12 protein-coding genes are annotated in these 15,539 nt (G+C 64.5%); 7 read left to right on the top strand and 5 right to left on the bottom strand.

From position 1 onward, the window contains the following. Positions 1-96 precede the first annotated feature (96 nt). Entirely contained in the window at positions 97-1,143 is a 1,047-nt protein-coding gene (locus tag QF015_RS13110; protein ID WP_429389505.1) for a patatin-like phospholipase family protein, read from the bottom strand. Between the two features lie 201 nt (positions 1,144-1,344). On the opposite strand from QF015_RS13110, the gene QF015_RS13105 reads away from it, so the two are divergent. The 5 genes from QF015_RS13105 to QF015_RS13085 all read left to right on the top strand — a co-directional run bounded on the left by QF015_RS13105 (position 1,345) and on the right by QF015_RS13085 (position 7,948). Continuing rightward, positions 1,345-1,908, top strand: coding sequence for a GNAT family N-acetyltransferase (locus QF015_RS13105; protein ID WP_310211263.1), 564 nt, complete (start codon positions 1,345-1,347; stop codon positions 1,906-1,908). 214 nt (positions 1,909-2,122) lie between these two features. Next, complete coding sequence (locus QF015_RS13100; protein WP_011776355.1) at positions 2,123-2,410, top strand: HU family DNA-binding protein; 288 nt, start codon at positions 2,123-2,125, stop codon at positions 2,408-2,410. Positions 2,411-2,533: 123 nt separating this feature from the next. Further along, entirely contained in the window at positions 2,534-4,789 is a 2,256-nt protein-coding gene (locus QF015_RS13095) for a cytochrome c oxidase assembly protein (RefSeq protein ID WP_429389503.1), read from the top strand. Continuing rightward, the gene (locus QF015_RS13090) at positions 4,789-6,762 is read left to right on the top strand and encodes an NHL domain-containing thioredoxin family protein (RefSeq protein WP_429389501.1); all 1,974 of its coding nucleotides are present in this window, start codon (positions 4,789-4,791) and stop codon (positions 6,760-6,762) included. The genes QF015_RS13095 and QF015_RS13090 overlap by 1 nt, the downstream gene beginning before the upstream one ends. A gap of 280 nt (positions 6,763-7,042) precedes the next feature. Continuing rightward, complete coding sequence (locus QF015_RS13085; RefSeq protein WP_429389499.1) at positions 7,043-7,948, top strand: DUF559 domain-containing protein; 906 nt, start codon at positions 7,043-7,045, stop codon at positions 7,946-7,948. Between the two features lie 64 nt (positions 7,949-8,012). Here the strand turns inward: QF015_RS13085 and QF015_RS13080 are convergent, their stop codons facing one another. From QF015_RS13080 to QF015_RS13065, 4 genes are all read right to left on the bottom strand, one after another. Further along, entirely contained in the window at positions 8,013-9,041 is a 1,029-nt protein-coding gene (locus tag QF015_RS13080) for a hypothetical protein (RefSeq protein ID WP_310211273.1), read from the bottom strand. A gap of 115 nt (positions 9,042-9,156) precedes the next feature. After that, complete coding sequence (locus QF015_RS13075) at positions 9,157-10,926, bottom strand: helicase HerA-like domain-containing protein (protein WP_310211257.1); 1,770 nt, start codon at positions 10,924-10,926, stop codon at positions 9,157-9,159. Between the two features lie 3 nt (positions 10,927-10,929). Further along, complete coding sequence (locus QF015_RS13070; protein WP_310211255.1) at positions 10,930-11,448, bottom strand: GNAT family N-acetyltransferase; 519 nt, start codon at positions 11,446-11,448, stop codon at positions 10,930-10,932. A gap of 1 nt (position 11,449) precedes the next feature. Continuing rightward, positions 11,450-13,378 carry an FAD/NAD(P)-binding protein gene (locus tag QF015_RS13065; protein WP_429389496.1) on the bottom strand — a complete coding sequence of 643 codons (1,929 nt, stop codon included), beginning with the start codon at positions 13,376-13,378 and terminating at the stop codon, positions 11,450-11,452. 289 nt (positions 13,379-13,667) lie between these two features. Here QF015_RS13065 and QF015_RS13060 point away from each other — a divergent pair, with 289 nt between their 5' ends. Beyond that, positions 13,668-14,633 carry an amino acid ABC transporter permease gene (locus QF015_RS13060; protein WP_310211250.1) on the top strand — a complete coding sequence of 322 codons (966 nt, stop codon included), beginning with the start codon at positions 13,668-13,670 and terminating at the stop codon, positions 14,631-14,633. Further along, on the top strand, positions 14,630-15,535 hold the full coding sequence (locus QF015_RS13055; RefSeq protein WP_429389494.1) for an amino acid ABC transporter ATP-binding protein: 906 nt from the start codon (positions 14,630-14,632) through the stop codon (positions 15,533-15,535). The genes QF015_RS13060 and QF015_RS13055 overlap by 4 nt, the downstream gene beginning before the upstream one ends. Positions 15,536-15,539 lie beyond the last annotated feature (4 nt).

The following is a 15,539-nucleotide window of genomic DNA, read 5'->3' as shown; positions in this document are numbered from 1 at the left end:
CCGATGGTACTGCACCCGGGAGGGTGTGGGAGAGTAGGACACCGCCGGACAACCATTAGGCAAGAGCCCCGACCACACGGTCGGGGCTCTTCCCCTTTAACCCACAAACAAACCGGACCCCCAGAATTCGGCGAGCTGGCCCGCGAGGGCCCTTCCCTGTTCGAAACCTGCCCGGGCCGCGGCCGGCCTTAAGGACAGGTCCATCGCGTTGACGCCGAACATATGCTCGGAGTCGCTTTCCGGGAAGACTGTTTCCACCCGGCTGCCATCGGCGCGCAGTGCCTCCACTTGCCCGGAGAGGTGCATGCCCCACTCCAGGGGAGTCCGCGTCCTTCCACCGAAAGGTGCCAGCACCAGCACCCTTCCGTATCCAGCTGCCAGGTCGGCATTCTCGGCGTTGGCCCGGTAGCCGCCGTCGATGTATTGCTCCGTACCGATGCTGTAGGCGAATCCGCTGGCGCAACTGGCGGCGACTGCGTCCACCAGTTCCACGCCGCTGTGGCGGTCGAACGTCACCGGATCACCTGTACGTGCATTGACAGCCGTCAGGAGGATCGTTCGTTCGGGCCACCCCGGTTGGGGCAAGCGGCTTGCGACCGTGGCCCGCCATCGCGTGCTGGCACCCTCCATGGAAGCAGCCATCTCGATGGCTGCTGCGCCCAACCTGCGCCGCATGTCCGCCATATCCGAGGCGGCTTTCATGATGGTGCCGGTTCGCTCCATGTGGTCGACTACCGGCCTTGCGGCATGTCGTTCCGTGCCCGTTCGACCGCCGGATGGCGCGGCCGCGGACTCGCCGGCGCCATCCGCGCCCCGGGGCCTCTGTGGGGCAGCGGCAAGGATGGCCTCGAAAAGTTCGCCCGGCGTCGCTCCCGCCAGCTGGGCAGCAGCGGTGGAGCCCGCGGACGTGCCAACGGTGAGGTGGGCGGTGGTAACGTCCAGTCCAGCATCAAACAGGCCGGCTATGACGCCGATCAACCATGCGTTGCCGGTGGAGCCGCCCCCACCAAGAACCAATGCCCGCTGGCCGTTGGCCGGTTCCTGGACGTCGGGGTCGAGCTGCGGCTGGAACTGGACGGGCCCCGCCGTGCCGGGTGCCGTCGTCGCGCTGTTGGGCAGTGGTGAAGAAGAGAATGTTTTCAAGGGAGTCGCCTTTCGCGAAGTGCGTGACGGACGCTCCCGGTGGCGGCTGGTTCAGCCGCGGGATCGTGGACTGCAGGGAGCGCCCACTGTGGATACTGCTTTCATGGGTCTCACCTCCTGCCAAAGTTCACGATCACCCGAAAGCTATCACTCCGTAGGTCCCCACGCAATTGCCCGAGCGGGCGGCGGTAGAGTCTGGGGATGAATCTCACACGAAGGGTAACGATCGGCGCGGACGATGGGCTTGGCGATCAACTGGTGCTGCGCCCCCTGGAACTGTCCGACGCTGAGGACGTCGCCGCTGCGTACCTTCGTAATCGCGGGCATTTGGCGCCGTGGGAGCCCGCCCGCAGTGATGAATTCTTTACCGTGGCGGGCCAGGAGGCTGTGATCCGTGCCAAGCTGGGCCAGTATGCAGCCGGCAGCGAAGTGCCGTGGGTTATCACCGGCAGCCGGGGTATTTACGGGATGATGACACTGACCGGCATCGTCCGGGGCCCCTTCTTGAACGCCAACCTCGGCTATTGGATCGACGTGGACTGCACTGGCAGAGGCGCAGCGTCAGGTGCGGTCGCCGCCGTCGTCGATATGGCTACGAACGAGCTCGGCCTCCATCGGATCCAAGCCGCGACGCTGCTTCACAACGCGCCGTCCCAGGCCGTCCTGGCACGGTGTGGCTTCGAACGGATCGGATTCGCGCCGACCTACCTGCAGATCGCGGGGGAGTGGCAGGACCACGTTCTGTTCCAGCGCATCCTGTTCTGACGGGCAGGCGCTGGGGGCACCACTGACGACGTAGGGTACGCCAAAGGCGTAAAGCACTCCTAAAATCCCCGAAAATCCGGTGATTTTGGTCAAAAAGGCGCGGAAACACGCGGAATTTGCTGGCCATGCGAGCCCAAGCTGGTAAGTTTTCGAACAGTGGCTTGCTCGCATTCCGCTTGAAAGCTCAAAAACGTATGAGTCCAGGAGGACGTAAATGGCTAAGAACCGTAGTGAACTCGTTGCAGAGGTAGCAGGCAAGGCTGGCACCAGCCAGGCAGCAGTCAACTCCGTGCTCGATGCACTGTTCGAAGTTTTCGAGACTTCTGTCGCCGCCGGCGAAAAGATCACCATCCCGGGCTGGCTCGCAGTTGAGCGCACCGACCGTGCAGCTCGCACCGGCCGCAACCCGCAGACCGGCGAGACCATCCAGATCGCAGCCGGCCACAGCGTCAAGCTGACCGCCGGTTCCAAGCTGAAGGCTGCTGTCGCCAAGAAGAAGTAATTCTCTTCGGCGAACGCCTGGAAGGGACGGCAACCGGATGGTTGCCGTCCCTTCTGCTTTAAGTTAATGCACATAGCGCCCTCCCGATTCGCAGCCCGGCGACAGGTAGCGGACAATGGATAAGTGCCATCAGCAAGAAGTTCCGCAACTGCCCCTTCGCCTGTTCCCAAGCCGGGAGCGCGGGGAGGCACTACAGTCGCGGGCATTTCCCTGCCATGGCAACTGGCCGGCCTGGCAGCGCTGTTCCTGACGCTCGCAGCTGCATTGATCTTCTCCGGCGCCTCCGCCGCCCGTCAGGTCTCCGACCCCGGCGAATTGGTCCGGTGGGGCCTTCCGTTCGCGAAGGCCATCCACAACGTGTCAGTAGCGACCGTCGTGGGCGGCCTGATCTTTGCCGTCGGCATCCTGCCCAAGAATCTCGGTGGATCGCGGTCCCGAGAGAAGGACGTTGACGCACCGGAACATCCTGCCTTTGCCCGGGCCCTCGCCGTTGCCGCTGCCGCCGGCGCAGCATGGACATTGTCCGCGGTGGCGGTCCTTGTCCTGACCTACGCTGACGTAGCAGGCCAGCGGCTCTCCGGTGACGCCGAGTTCACGCGGTCGCTGGTGTACTTCATGACGGACATTGAAACGGGCAAGGCCTGGCTCTCCGTCACCATCATCGCCGCCGTCGTGACCACTGCGCTGTTCGGGGTCCGCTCCTTGACCGGGCTGGCGTTCACTCTGCTGCTTGCCTTGATCGGCCTGATACCCACCGCGTTGATTGGGCACTCATCGAGCTCCAGCGACCACGAAGGTGCCATCAACTCCCTGGGACTCCACCTGGTGGGCGTTTCCACCTGGGTGGGCGGCATCATCATGCTTGCGGTCCTCTCCGGCATCCTCACGGGATCCCGGAGCAAGGGCACCCCGGACATTACCGAACAAACCCTCCGACGCTTCTCGGCCCTGGCAGGCTTCGCCTTTGTCCTGGTCTTCGCCTCGGGTGTCATCAATGCCGCCATCCGCGTGACCAACCCCGCGGACCTCTTCGGCTCTCCTTACGGGCAACTCATTGTCGCGAAGGCCCTGGCCACCCTGGTGCTGGGCGGCATCGGTTTCATGCACCGGCAGTGGGTTATCCCCCAGTTGGGCAAAAACGGTTCCATGTCTGCCCGCCGCGTGCTGTGGCAGCTGGTTCTGGTTGAGCTGCTGGTGATGGGCGCGACGTCGGGACTTGCCGTTGCGCTCGGCCGCTCGGCTCCGCCTCAGCCCACCACCTACGCGCCGGACGCGTCGCCGTCGTTCATTCTCTCCGGTTACGAGCTCCCACCGGAGCTCACCCCGGAACGCTGGCTCACCGAATGGCGTTTCGACTGGCTGTGGGTGGGAGTCGCGCTGTTTGGCGCCGTCACCTACATCATGGGTATCGTCAAAGTCCGCAAGCGCGGAGACAAGTGGTCCTGGTTCCGAACGGTGAACTGGTTGATCGGGTTGGTGGTACTGACGTACATCACCTCGGGTCCGCCCGCCGTTTACGGCCGCGTGTTGTTCTCTGCGCACATGGTGGATCACATGGCCCTGACCATGGTGGCCCCGATCTTCCTGGTTCTGGGCGCACCGGTAACCCTTGCCCTGCGTGCCTTGCCCTCCAGGGGCGAAGGAGCCCACGGCTCACGCGGCCTCCGCGAATGGCTGCTGCTGTTTGTGCACTCCAGGTTCTCGCAGATCGTCACCCACCCCTTGTTCGCCGCAGCGAATTTTGCCGGCTCGATTGTGCTCTTCTACTACTCCGACCTCTTCGGACTGGCGATGCGCGAGCATGTGGGCCACGAGCTCATGAACGTGCACTTCCTGCTGACCGGCTACATCTTTGTGCTCAGCATGATTGGCAGCGATCCGCTTCCACGCCGCGCTCCCTATCCGATGCGCCTGCTTCTCCTGCTGGCCACCATGGGCTTCCACGCGTTCTTCGGCGTGGCCATCATGGGCGGAACCGGATTGCTCGCTGCCGACTACTTTGGAAACCTGGGCCGCGCCTGGGGTCCGTCGGCCATTGGAGACCAGCAACTGGGTGGCGCAGTTGCGTGGGGAATCGGCGAAGTTCCCACGCTGCTGGTGGCGATCGGTGTTGCTGTGATGTGGTCCCGCTCGGACGAACGGGAGACCCGTCGGGTCGATCGGGCCGCCGACAGGAATAACGACGCCGACCTCAGCGCTTACAACGATATGTTTGCCCGGCTCGCGGACCGCGATGCCAAGCTGGCAAGCCGCACGGCCCCATCGTCCAGGGTGGCTTCGCCATCCAGGACGGAACCGGCCGAAAGCAGCACAGCCGAACGCCCCGCCCCGGACACTGCCGGGCAGACTGAACCAAACACCAAGCTGGAAGGACGCTGATGAGCGAAACCGTACGCACCCAACTCCGGGTCCGGGCCTCCGAACTGGAGGGCCGCGGCTGGCTCAACACGGGCGGCAAATCCTTGGATCTCGAGTCGTTGCGCGGCAAGATCGTGCTGCTCGACTTCTGGACCTTCTGCTGCATTAACTGCCTGCACGTCCTGGACGAGCTGCGTCCCCTGGAAGAAAAGTACTCGGACGTCCTGGTGACGGTTGGCGTGCATTCTCCCAAGTTCGAACACGAAGCAGATCCCGTTGCCTTGGCCTCAGCCGTTGAGCGCTACGAGATCCACCACCCGGTGCTGGATGACCCCGAGCTCGCTACCTGGAAGGCCTACACGGCACGCGCTTGGCCCACCCTGGTGGTCGTGGACCCCGAGGGCTACATCGTGGCCCACCTTTCCGGAGAAGGCCATGCCGACGGGCTCGCTGTCCTGCTGGAAGAACTCGTTGCCGAGCACGAAGCCAAGGGAACCCTCCACCGTGGTGACGGTCCCTACGTGGCTCCCGTTCCGACGTCGGGCACCCTGCGCTTCCCTGGCAAGGCCACGCAACTGGCCAACGGCAATTACCTCGTAGTGGACTCCGGCCATCACCGCCTGGTGGAGCTGCGTCCCGACCTCGCAACCGTGGACCGCGTCATTGGCTCCGGCACCAAGGGGTACTTGGATGGGCAGGCCGAGATCGCACAGTTCAATGAACCCCAGGGCGTCGCGCTGCTCCCGTCGGAGCTCGCATGGAAGCTTGGCTACGACGCCGTTGTGGCCGACACCGTCAACCACCGCCTCCGCGGTGTGACGCTGAGCTCCGGTTACGTGCAGACGGTCGCAGGCAATGGCGTCCAGCGACTGCTCGACGCCGGTCCTGCCCGCGTGACGGACACTGGCGCTGGTACATGGTCTGAACACCATGACGCCGGTCCGGCTGACTTCGCGGCCGACGCCATCGACGTCGGGGCGCTGGGTCTTGGTACGGAAGTTTCCCTCTCCTCGCCATGGGATGTGGTGTGGAGCGAGAAGCTGCAGCGCGTCGTCATCGCCATGGCCGGCACGCACCAGATCTTCGCTTTCGACCCCTTGAGCAACGAGGTGTCGATTCTGGCCGGGTCCGGGCTTGAGGGCCTGTTGGACGGCAAGGCAGAGGAAGCCTGGTTCGCCCAGTCGTCCGGGCTTGCCATCGACGCCGACGGCAACATCTGGGTTGCTGACTCGGAGACGTCATCCCTGCGCCGGCTGGTACTGAGCGATTCCGGTGTGACCGTGGAAACTGCTGTGGGCAAGGGCTTGTTCGACTTCGGTTTCCGTGACGGTGACGCCGCAGAAGCCCGCTTGCAGCACCCCTTGGGCGTCACGGTGCTTCCCGACGGGTCAGTGGCCATCGCGGACACCTACAACGGTGCCGTCCGTCGCTACGACCCAGCCACCACGTCGGTGTCCACCTTGGCGAGGGGCCTCGCCGAGCCGAGTGACGTCGTCGTGGTCCAGGTTGAAGGCAGCGAACCATTGCTCGTGGTGGTCGAGTCAAACAAGCACCAGTTGGTCCTGGTTCCGATCCCCAAGGAAGCCCAGCAAGTGGACGAGGGCGCATCGCAGACGCATCGTCCCAAGAGTCCGGTGACCCCGGGTGCGTTGGAACTTGCTGTCCGGTTCAAGGCACCGACAGGCCAGAAGCTGGATGACCGCTGGGGCGACCCCACGCAGTTGAAGATTTCCTCCACCCCGCCTGAACTGCTGGTCTCCGGAGGCGGAACGTCGGTGGGCCTGGTGCGCACGCTGGAGTTGTCTGCAGATGTTCCGGAAGGCATCCTCCACATCACAGCCCGTGCGGCCGCATGCGATGGTCCCGAGACTGAGGATGGCGAGATTCCGGACCACGCTGCCTGCCATCTTTACCAGCAGGATTGGGGCATTCCGGTAGTCCTGCAGGCTGACGGCGAGTCCGAGTTGGTGCTGGACCTGCGCGGCATGGACTAAGCCTTCGCGATCTGAGCGTGGCCCGGCTCCTGTCCCTTCCGAGGGGCGGGCGCCGGGCCATTGTCGTTTCATCAGGGGCACATTGCCATACAGCGCACTTTGCCACACCGCACCCTCCGCCATACAGTGCACTTTGCCACACCGCACCCTCCGCCACGCAGCACCCTTTGCCATACAGCGAGCTCTTGTCCGCACAGCACGCATCGTTACGTAGCGCACTTTGTCCACATAGCTCACTCCGGGGCCGCGGGATCATTGGCCGGAACGGCAGGCTTGGCGGATGGAGCCCGAGGAAGCGTTGCGGCGTTTGGGCGGACCTGCTCGACGACCTGCACTGTCCAGGCTCGGTGTCAGCGATGCGGCACTGAGGCGTGGTGTCCGCCGGGGAGTCCTCCAGCCCCAGAGGGGTGTGTATGCCTTGCCCGGTGCTGATGCTTCCTACGTTGAACTTGCTGTGAACCGCCAGGTGCTCACCTGCATCAGTGCTGCCTCGTTCCATCACCTCTGGGTCCTGACGAGCGATGGTCCCCTGCACGTTCATCAGGCTCGGGGGGATGCGTCCGCCACAGGCGTGCACCACGGCGGACTGCTCCTGCCTCCACATCCGTTTCGGCCAGTGGCATCCCTCGCCGACGTATTGATCCATGCCTTGCGATGCCGGGCGTGGACCGAGGCCTTGGTGATGGTGGAGTGTGCTGTGGTCAGGGGTGACATGACCGTCGAGTTTCTGCTGCGGCGGCTGCAGGGCAAACGAAACGGGAAGGCGCGGGAGGTCCTGTCGTGGGTGGATTACGGGGCGGAGTCGCTGTTGGAGACACTCGCCAGAACGCATTTCCGGAAGGCCGGGATCAGGGTTGTGTCCCAATACCACGTCGAGGGCGCCGGAAGGATGGATCTGCTGCTGGAGGAGTGGTTGTTGGTGGAACTCGATGGCCGTCACCACTCCGAATGGGCGCAGGTCAAGAAGGACCATCGGCGGGGAAACGTCTCGGCGGCCAAGGGCTTCACGGTCCTTCGCTACTACTACGCGGATGTAGTTCACAACCCCGAGGCAATGGTTCGGGAGGTGCTGACGGTCCTGGCGCGGGGAACCCCTACCGGAGACCGTCACGCTGAGCAGGTTTTATCGTTGGGGCCGGACATGAAACCCCGGAAAATCAAGGAGCTAGACCGGCAACCCGGCTAAAAGGTTGCAAGATGTGACGGCAAGACCCATGACGACAAGACCAGTGACGCCAACACCAGTCCGCTTAGAACGTCAGCAGCGGGGTCACCGTCACGGTGTCGCCGCCGACGTCCAGCTGGGTGGTGAAGCTGAAATCGTGCTCCACGTTGAGGTCATTGACGAAGCCGGTGAACAGATTGATCTCCCGGGCGGTCAGCGTGGCCTTGCCATTGAGGGGAGCCACCACCCACTTGCCGCCGAAGGGTTCGATGGTGATCTTCGGGTACTCCGTGATGGCCCATTTGATGGTTCCATCGACCACGCGGGCGTTGCTGGCATGGTAGAACGGGCAATCGGGCTGGAGCCGCTGCTGCTCGGTCGCTTGGGCGGCACAGTTGTCCAGGAACTCGCGGACCTTCCCGGCAACGGCTTCGTTCATGGATTTCGTGGAGCGTGTCTGCAGGTTGAGGGGTGCCTGGCCGCCGTCGCGCGTTGAGACGAGGGCGGAGGTGGCCGGCGCCTCAAAGAAGGTCCCGTTCAGGCTTGCCTCGTACTTGCCGGGGAAGAAGACGGCAAATGTGTTGCGGCCATTGGGCATGTTGACGGGCACGCCGTTGAGGGTGGCCTCGCTGGCGTTGACCACGGTGACGTCAATGGTGGGCAAGGTGGTGGGCACAAACGCCCACTTGGCGAAGAACAGCCACTGCGTCCCGGTCCGCTCCATCAGGAATTCGGTGTGGAGTTTGCTGCCATCCAAGGTGTAGTCGACAGGCACTGCCACCCGGTTGCTGCCCCGCGTTTCGGGGTTCCCCACTTTGATGTCGGACATTTTGGAAGCGGCCGTTTGCAGGGCTGTGCCGTCCAGCATGGCGGCGTTCGAGGTGGGCACCTTGGCCCGCAGGAGACCCAGCGCTTCCTCGCCTTCGCCCTTTTGCAGGGCGGCCAAGTACTCCTTGACCGGCTGCTGGGGGCTGGCCACCGAGGAACTCACCAGGTTGATGCACACGATTGCCCCGGCGGCAGCAAGCATCAGACCGAGCAGCCATCCGGCTGCGGTCTTGACGAATGCTTGACTCAACTGCACGCCCTTTACGTTACCTGCCACGGCAGCGATCACCGTGCACGAAGGCCACGATATGACGTATGTCCACCGATTGGAGAAGGCTCGACGGCGGGTGGCAGCAAGCATTGCCGCCACCCGGCGTCGTGCTTTTGGGAGTCAACCGGGACTAGCGGCGCCGCCGTGAGGAGGTGCCGAAGACGCCGCGCATGAGGTCGCGGCCCAGCTGCGTGCCCATGGATCGGACCATGCTCTTCAACCCGCCGCCCAGCGCTCCACCCAGTGCGCCGGCGATGTCGCCGAACATGCCGTCCTGCTGCGGAGCAGGCTGGGACGGCGCCTGCTGCGGAACCGGAGCCGGCGGGTAGGACCCGGGTGAGGGCGAGGAAGACGACCGCGAGCTGGGGCGGCCAAGGATTTCCTCCTCGATGCGTCGCGCTTCGGCGTCGATGTCCGCCGGTGAAGAGCCCGGTGAAGAGCCCTGCAAAGTGCCCGAAGAGCCGGACGGAGAGCCGGAAGCAGAGCCCGGTACGGGCGGCAATCCCGGGGCGGCGTCACCGGTGGGTGCCGCTGTCTGACCGTTCAATTTCTCGTACGCGGAGAGGTTGTCCACGGCGGTTCCGTATTTCGCCAACAGGGAGGACGCAGCCACTGTGCTGAGGATCAGGTCATCGGCACTGGGACCCATGACGGACTCCGGTGCACGCAGCCGCGTCAAAGCAACCGGCGTGGGCGCACCCTTTTCATTCATGACGGTGATGACAGCCTCACCGATACCGGCGGAGGTGAGGGTCTCTTCGAGGTCGTAATCACTCACGGGGAAGGTGGAGACCGTGGCTTTCAAGGCCTTGGCGTCCTCGGGGGTGAAAGCGCGCAGGGCGTGCTGCACGCGGTTGGCGAGCTGGCCCAGTACGTCAGCCGGAACATCCTTGGGGGTCTGGGTGACGAAGAAGATGCCCACGCCTTTGGAACGGATGAGCCTGACCGTGGTGGTGATGGCCTCGAGGAAGGCTTTGGAAGCACCGTTGAAGAGCAGGTGTGCCTCGTCCAGGAAGAACACCAGTTTGGGCTTGTCCAGGTCGCCGGCCTCCGGGAGGTCCTCGAACAGGTCGGCCAGGAGCCACATCAGGAACGTGGAAAACAGGAGGGGCTTGGTTTGCAGGGTGGGCAGCTCGAGGCAGCTGATGACTCCGCGGCCATCGGGCGCGGTGCGGAGAAGTTCGGCGGTGTCGAACTCGGGCTCGCCGAAGAACTTCTCCATTCCCTGCGCCTCAAGGGTGACGAGTTCGCGCAGGATCACCCCGGCGGTGGCCTTGGACAAACCACCAAGGTTGGCGAGCTCCGCCTTGCCTTCGTCCGAAGTGAGGAACTGGATGACGGCGCGCAGGTCCTTGAGGTCGATCAGTTCCAGGTTGTTCTTGTCCGCGAAGTGGAAGATCAGTTGGAGACTGGATTCCTGCGTGTCGTTCAAATCCATGATGCGGGAGAGCAAGATGGGCCCGAACGAGGTAATGGTGGCGCGGACCGGAATGCCGTGGCCGTCACCCCCGAGCGAGAGGAATTCAACCGGGAAATTCTTGGCCGACCATTCCTGCCCCAGCGCCGAGGTACGGGCCGTCAGTTTCTCGCTGCCGGTGGCCGGCGTCGCCAATCCCGACAGATCACCCTTGATGTCCGCGAGGAACACCGGAACGCCGGCCGTCGACAGCTGTTCGGCGATCATGTGCAGCGTGACCGTCTTGCCGGTGCCCGTGGCGCCGGCCACCAAGCCGTGCCGGTTCATCATGGCCAGCGGAAGCCTGACCTGCGCCTCTTTGTGGATCTCGCCGTCCACGATCGCGGCACCCAGCTCGATGGTGGCACCTTCCAGGGTGTACCCCTGCTGGATGGTGGCGAGTTTTTCGGCAGTTGTTGCAGTGGGTTTGTTGGCCATGCGCATAGCTTAGCTGGGCACGGCCAGATCCTTGCTGAACGCCAAATGCTTGATTTCCTCGGGGTCTGCGGCGAGATCGAACAGCGCCTTGTACCCCGTGGCGAGGTAGAGGTTTTTCGCCTCCGGCTGTCGCGGCCCGGTGGTGAGGTACAGCTTCCTGTAGCCCCGACGTCGTGCTTCGTTTTCCAGTTCCGCCAGCACGAGGCGTGCCAGCCCGCGTCGCCGATGGGCCGAATGGGTCCAGATCCTTTTGAGTTCGGCGGTGTGGTCGTCGTAGCGGCGGAAGGCACCACCGGCCACTGATTCGCCGTTCTCCTGGATGATGATCAACGCGCCGTGCGGGGCGGCGAACTCTTCGGCAGGGTACCGGTTCAGTTCCTCCGCGGCCCCTTCGCTGCTGAACAGGTCTCCATAGCGGGTGTTGTATTCGACGGCGAGCTCGTCCAGGAGGGGACGGACGCGGGGATCGCGCATGGGCAGGCTGAGGACGGTAAGGCCCGACGTCGGCAGGGTTGGCGTTGTTGTCATGTCAGGCCTTTCGTAGGGCGCCGGTAAGTTCACGGGTGGTGGTCAGGGTCTCCAGGATCCTCCGCGCGAGGGCGTCGTTCTCCCGGAAGGGTGCTGCGTTGGTGTTGGGCCGCGCGAAAGCCCCTGCACCCCACCCGGACGTCCACGGGCCTACCGCGAACAAACCCCTCTGAGGAGTACCAACAGGGGATAGGACCTCGTGATTCTTGGAGACCAGGAGCTTTCCGGTCGAGTGGGCGCCCTCGGAGGTGAGGAGCCTTTGTTCGGTTCCCCATCCGGCGTCGTGCAGGTCCGACAACGCGCGATTCGCGGACCGTTCCACCGACGCGGACGGCAGCCGTGCCTCAATGTACGCGGCGGCGTCCACCACCACGGGCGATTGGAACGAACCGGCCACGAACCTGCCTATGGCATCATCGGCACGGACCCACATTCCGGGACCCAGGAACTTCAGGAATCCGGCCCGGTGCAATGCCAGCATTTCGCGGAGGCGGTGGGACGGCGGCCCGGAGTCGACGAAGCTGAAGAACCCGTGCCACCATCCGTGAACCGCTTGCTGGGAGCGGGCGTTGAGCCGTTCCTGGGGGACCAGCCTGCCCAGGTCCATGTACACGAACAGCAAGGCGGTGAACAGGGCGAGCGTCTCGGAGTGGTCGGGACTGGTGCGCAGGTCAAGGTCGCGTTGGATATACGCGGCCACCGAGCGCTGCACGGAGTCGTGGTCGGCGAACGCGCAGCCGCTCAGGGGATGGTCGAGCTTTTCGAGGTCAAGGCGCAGGGCGGGGTCCGGCACGGAGAACCCCACCAGCTCTTCCCGGGCAGCGCTGTACCAATCAACGGCGTCGAAGCGTGACTCGAAGCTGGTCCAGGTCCCCAGCACCCGCGACGGGTAGCCGGTGAAGAGCTCGCGGTAGTAGGCGTAGCCGGCGTCCTTGGCGATCAAAGGCCACAGGTGTTTGCGGAAATCCAGTTCCTGGTGCTCGGCCAGGAGTGCATCGATGGTCTCGGCGGTGAAGTATCTGGGCCGGGCGATCGGCTCGCCGCGAAGGACGGAGGAGATCTTGGAGTGGAAGGGCACACCGCGCCGGGACCCTGCCCAGACCCGCGGTTCGGCGCCGGACGGCACATAGTCCAGTTCGCCGTCGGGCCTTTCGTCGAAGCGGCCGCCGCGGCCCTCGAACAGCAGCACCAGCAGGTCCACGAAGGCCAAGCCCATGCCGGAGACGATCACGTCCTGGCCCGCCTCGATCGCGGAGTAGTCCACGTCCGTGGTGTACGACGGCGGCGCATGGAACCCGCCGTGCCGGGCGGCGAACCCGGTGAGCCGGGCGGATTCGGGGTCGGGAACAGAATCGGTGTGGCCCAGCGCGTAGACCACGACGTCGGCCACCACCTCGGCGCCGGATGCCAGCCGCACGCGGTGGGCGGCGCCATCGTGGGAAACGGATTCGACGGCGGTGGCTGTGTCCCGATGCACGGTGACCGTCGCGTCGGCGCCCAAAGCGTTGACAGCCCGGCCGAAGAACCATTCAAGGTACTTGCTCTGGAGCTGCCGGGTGGGAAACGACCCCGGAGTCAGCGAGCGGAGCTGTTCGAGCAGGTGCGGCTCCAACGGGGGGACGTCACGGATGCTGCCGTCCAGCACTCCCGCCGCCCACGTGGACAATCCCGGCCCCTCCACCGACGGGCCGTCGCAGGCTACAGAGGCGTCCGTGAACATGGTGACGTCAGCTGCGGTGGAGTTCAGCAGCAGGCCAGGGCTCTGGTCGTAGCGCCAGATCCTTCCGGAGCCCGGCTCGTGTGGCTCTATGACGTGGATTTCCACAGGCCCGGTAAACAAAACGGGGCGGTTGGCTGCCAGCCGTTCCAGGACGCCGGCCGTGCGCGGGCCGCCGCCAATGAAGGCGATGGCTGGAACTCGTGACGGCATGGGATTCTCCTGGAAAACAGTGGTTGGTGATGCCCAATCTAAGGACGAAGCAGGCTCCCGGTCGAGGCGGCGGTAACGGCCGTTCACCACACGTCACGCCACGTTAAGGCGCGCAAAGAAGGGACGCATATGGCGCCTGATGACGTCGATTGTGACGCCGTGCGAACTCCAGCGAAGCCGCGCGAAGTCCAGTGAAGAAGTGCAAATTCCCGCCTTGCTGCCGGGTTTGGCGCGCCCCTAGATTGGCAGCCATCCGATAGACAACAACCGATCTGAAATGAGGTGGCGCATGAGTGCAATCGCACCGCCTGCCACGGCGGAAACTGCACCGCCCACCCCGGACTACTCCGAGTACAAGCTGGTCCCGGCCCGCCACCCGTGGCGATGGGTGGGGACCGTCCTGGTTGCCGCCGGCGTAGCGGCCATCGCGTGGTCGCTGGTCACCAACCCCCGCTGGGAGTGGGGCGTGGTGGCCCAGTGGTTCACCGCCCAGTCGGTAGTCAACGGACTCATCGAGACCCTCAAGCTCACGGCGATCTCCGGTGTCCTGGGGTTTGTCCTCGGTTTCGTCCTGGCCCTCATGCGCCTGTCAGCTTCGCCGCTGCTGGTCTCGGTGTCCTGGACGTTCTCCTGGATTTTCCGCTCCACACCGCTGCTGGTCCAGCTCCTGCTCTGGTACAACCTGGGGTATCTGTACGAGAAGATCAGCCTGGGCATTCCGTTCACGGACGTCCGCTTCTTCGAGGCCCAGACCACCACGCTCATCAGCCAGTTCGCTGCGGCGGTCCTCGGCCTCACGTTGAACCAGGCTGCCTACTCCGCGGAGATCATCCGTGGAGGCATTCTCTCCGTGGACCAAGGCCAGCTCGAAGCTGCCTCCGCCTTGGGCATCCCTGCGTGGAAGCGCTCCACCAGGATCGTGCTGCCGCAGGCGATGCGGGCCATCCTGCCCAATGCGTTCAACGAGATCATCGGCCTGGTCAAGGGCACCTCGATCGTCTACGTCCTGGCCTACTCCGAGCTCTTCTACACGGTCCAGGTCATCTACAACCGGACCCAGCAGGTGCTGCCGCTGCTCCTCGTGGCCACGCTCTGGTACGTCGTGATCACCTCGGTGCTCAGCGTTTTCCAGTACTACATCGAACGCCACTTCTCCAAGGGCGCCCTGCGGACCCTTCCGCTCACCCCGTTGCAGAAGGCCCGCAAGTTCTTCACCACCCACGTTGCTGCCTCTCCCACCAAGGACGCCCGATGAGCATCATTGCTGCACGCAAAGAACCCACCCGGGAAGAAGGCCCGACGGCGGCACAGCCTGGCGCTGACGCTTCGGCCCGCGATTCGGCCGGCACAGCCCCGGCCGGCACAGCCCCGGCGGCCACCCGCGGCCAGGTGGACATCACCAACGTTCGGAAGTCCTTCGGCGCCACGGAGGTCCTCAAGGGCGTGACCCTGTCCGTTCCACCGGGCGGCGTCGCGGTGATCGTCGGGCCATCCGGTTCGGGGAAGTCGACCCTGCTGCGCACCATCAACCACCTGGAAAAAGTCGACGGCGGCTACATCACCATCGACGGCGAACTGGTGGGCTACGAGGTGCGCGGCAACAAGCTCCATGAGCTGCGCGAGAAAGACATCCTCAAGCAGCGCACCCACATTGGCATGGTGTTCCAGAGTTTCAACCTGTTCCCGCACCTCACCGCCCTGGAGAACGTCATCGAAGCGCCGATCGTGGCCCAGAAGCGTTCCAAGGCCGAAGCCCGGAAACGGGGTTTGGAGCTCCTGGACCGGGTGGGCTTGAAGGATCGCGCCGACGCCTACCCGCGCCAGCTTTCCGGCGGCCAGCAGCAGCGCGTGGCCATTGCCCGCGCGCTGGCACTGGATCCGAAGATCCTGCTCTTCGACGAGCCCACGTCAGCCTTGGACCCGGAACTCGTCAATGAGGTCCTGGACGTCATCCGTGAACTCGCCAAGTCCGGCACCACGCTGATCGTGGTGACGCACGAAATGGGCTTTGCGCGGGACGTCGCGGACACGGTGGTTTTCATGGACCAAGGCCAGATCGTCGAGTCGGGCACCCCGCAGGACATCTTCGCCAACCCCCGCGAGGAACGCACCCGCAGCTTCTTCTCCAAAGTCATCGAACCAGCTTTCAACATCTAGGACA

Origin of the sequence: Paenarthrobacter sp. TE4293, assembly GCF_050435325.1 — a bacterium.
GTDB classification, from domain to species: Bacteria; Actinomycetota; Actinomycetes; order Actinomycetales; family Micrococcaceae; genus Arthrobacter; species Arthrobacter nitroguajacolicus_C.
This window is presented reverse-complemented; position numbering and strand designations above follow the sequence as displayed.

Bases quoted from the DNA above. Each gene is read 5' to 3' on its own strand.
- QF015_RS13085 (WP_429389499.1), top strand. From the start codon at position 7,043: ATGGAGCCCGAGGAAGCGTTGCGGCGTTTGGGCGGACCTGCTCGACGA.
- QF015_RS13070 (WP_310211255.1), bottom strand. From the start codon at position 11,448: ATGACAACAACGCCAACCCTGCCGACGTCGGGCCTTACCGTCCTCAGC.
- QF015_RS13090 (WP_429389501.1), top strand. From the start codon at position 4,789: ATGAGCGAAACCGTACGCACCCAACTCCGGGTCCGGGCCTCCGAACTG.
- QF015_RS13075 (WP_310211257.1), bottom strand. From the start codon at position 10,926: ATGCGCATGGCCAACAAACCCACTGCAACAACTGCCGAAAAACTCGCC.
- QF015_RS13100 (WP_011776355.1), top strand. From the start codon at position 2,123: ATGGCTAAGAACCGTAGTGAACTCGTTGCAGAGGTAGCAGGCAAGGCT.
- QF015_RS13105 (WP_310211263.1), top strand. From the start codon at position 1,345: ATGAATCTCACACGAAGGGTAACGATCGGCGCGGACGATGGGCTTGGC.
- QF015_RS13060 (WP_310211250.1), top strand. From the start codon at position 13,668: ATGAGTGCAATCGCACCGCCTGCCACGGCGGAAACTGCACCGCCCACC.
- QF015_RS13055 (WP_429389494.1), top strand. From the start codon at position 14,630: ATGAGCATCATTGCTGCACGCAAAGAACCCACCCGGGAAGAAGGCCCG.
- QF015_RS13065 (WP_429389496.1), bottom strand. From the start codon at position 13,378: ATGCCGTCACGAGTTCCAGCCATCGCCTTCATTGGCGGCGGCCCGCGC.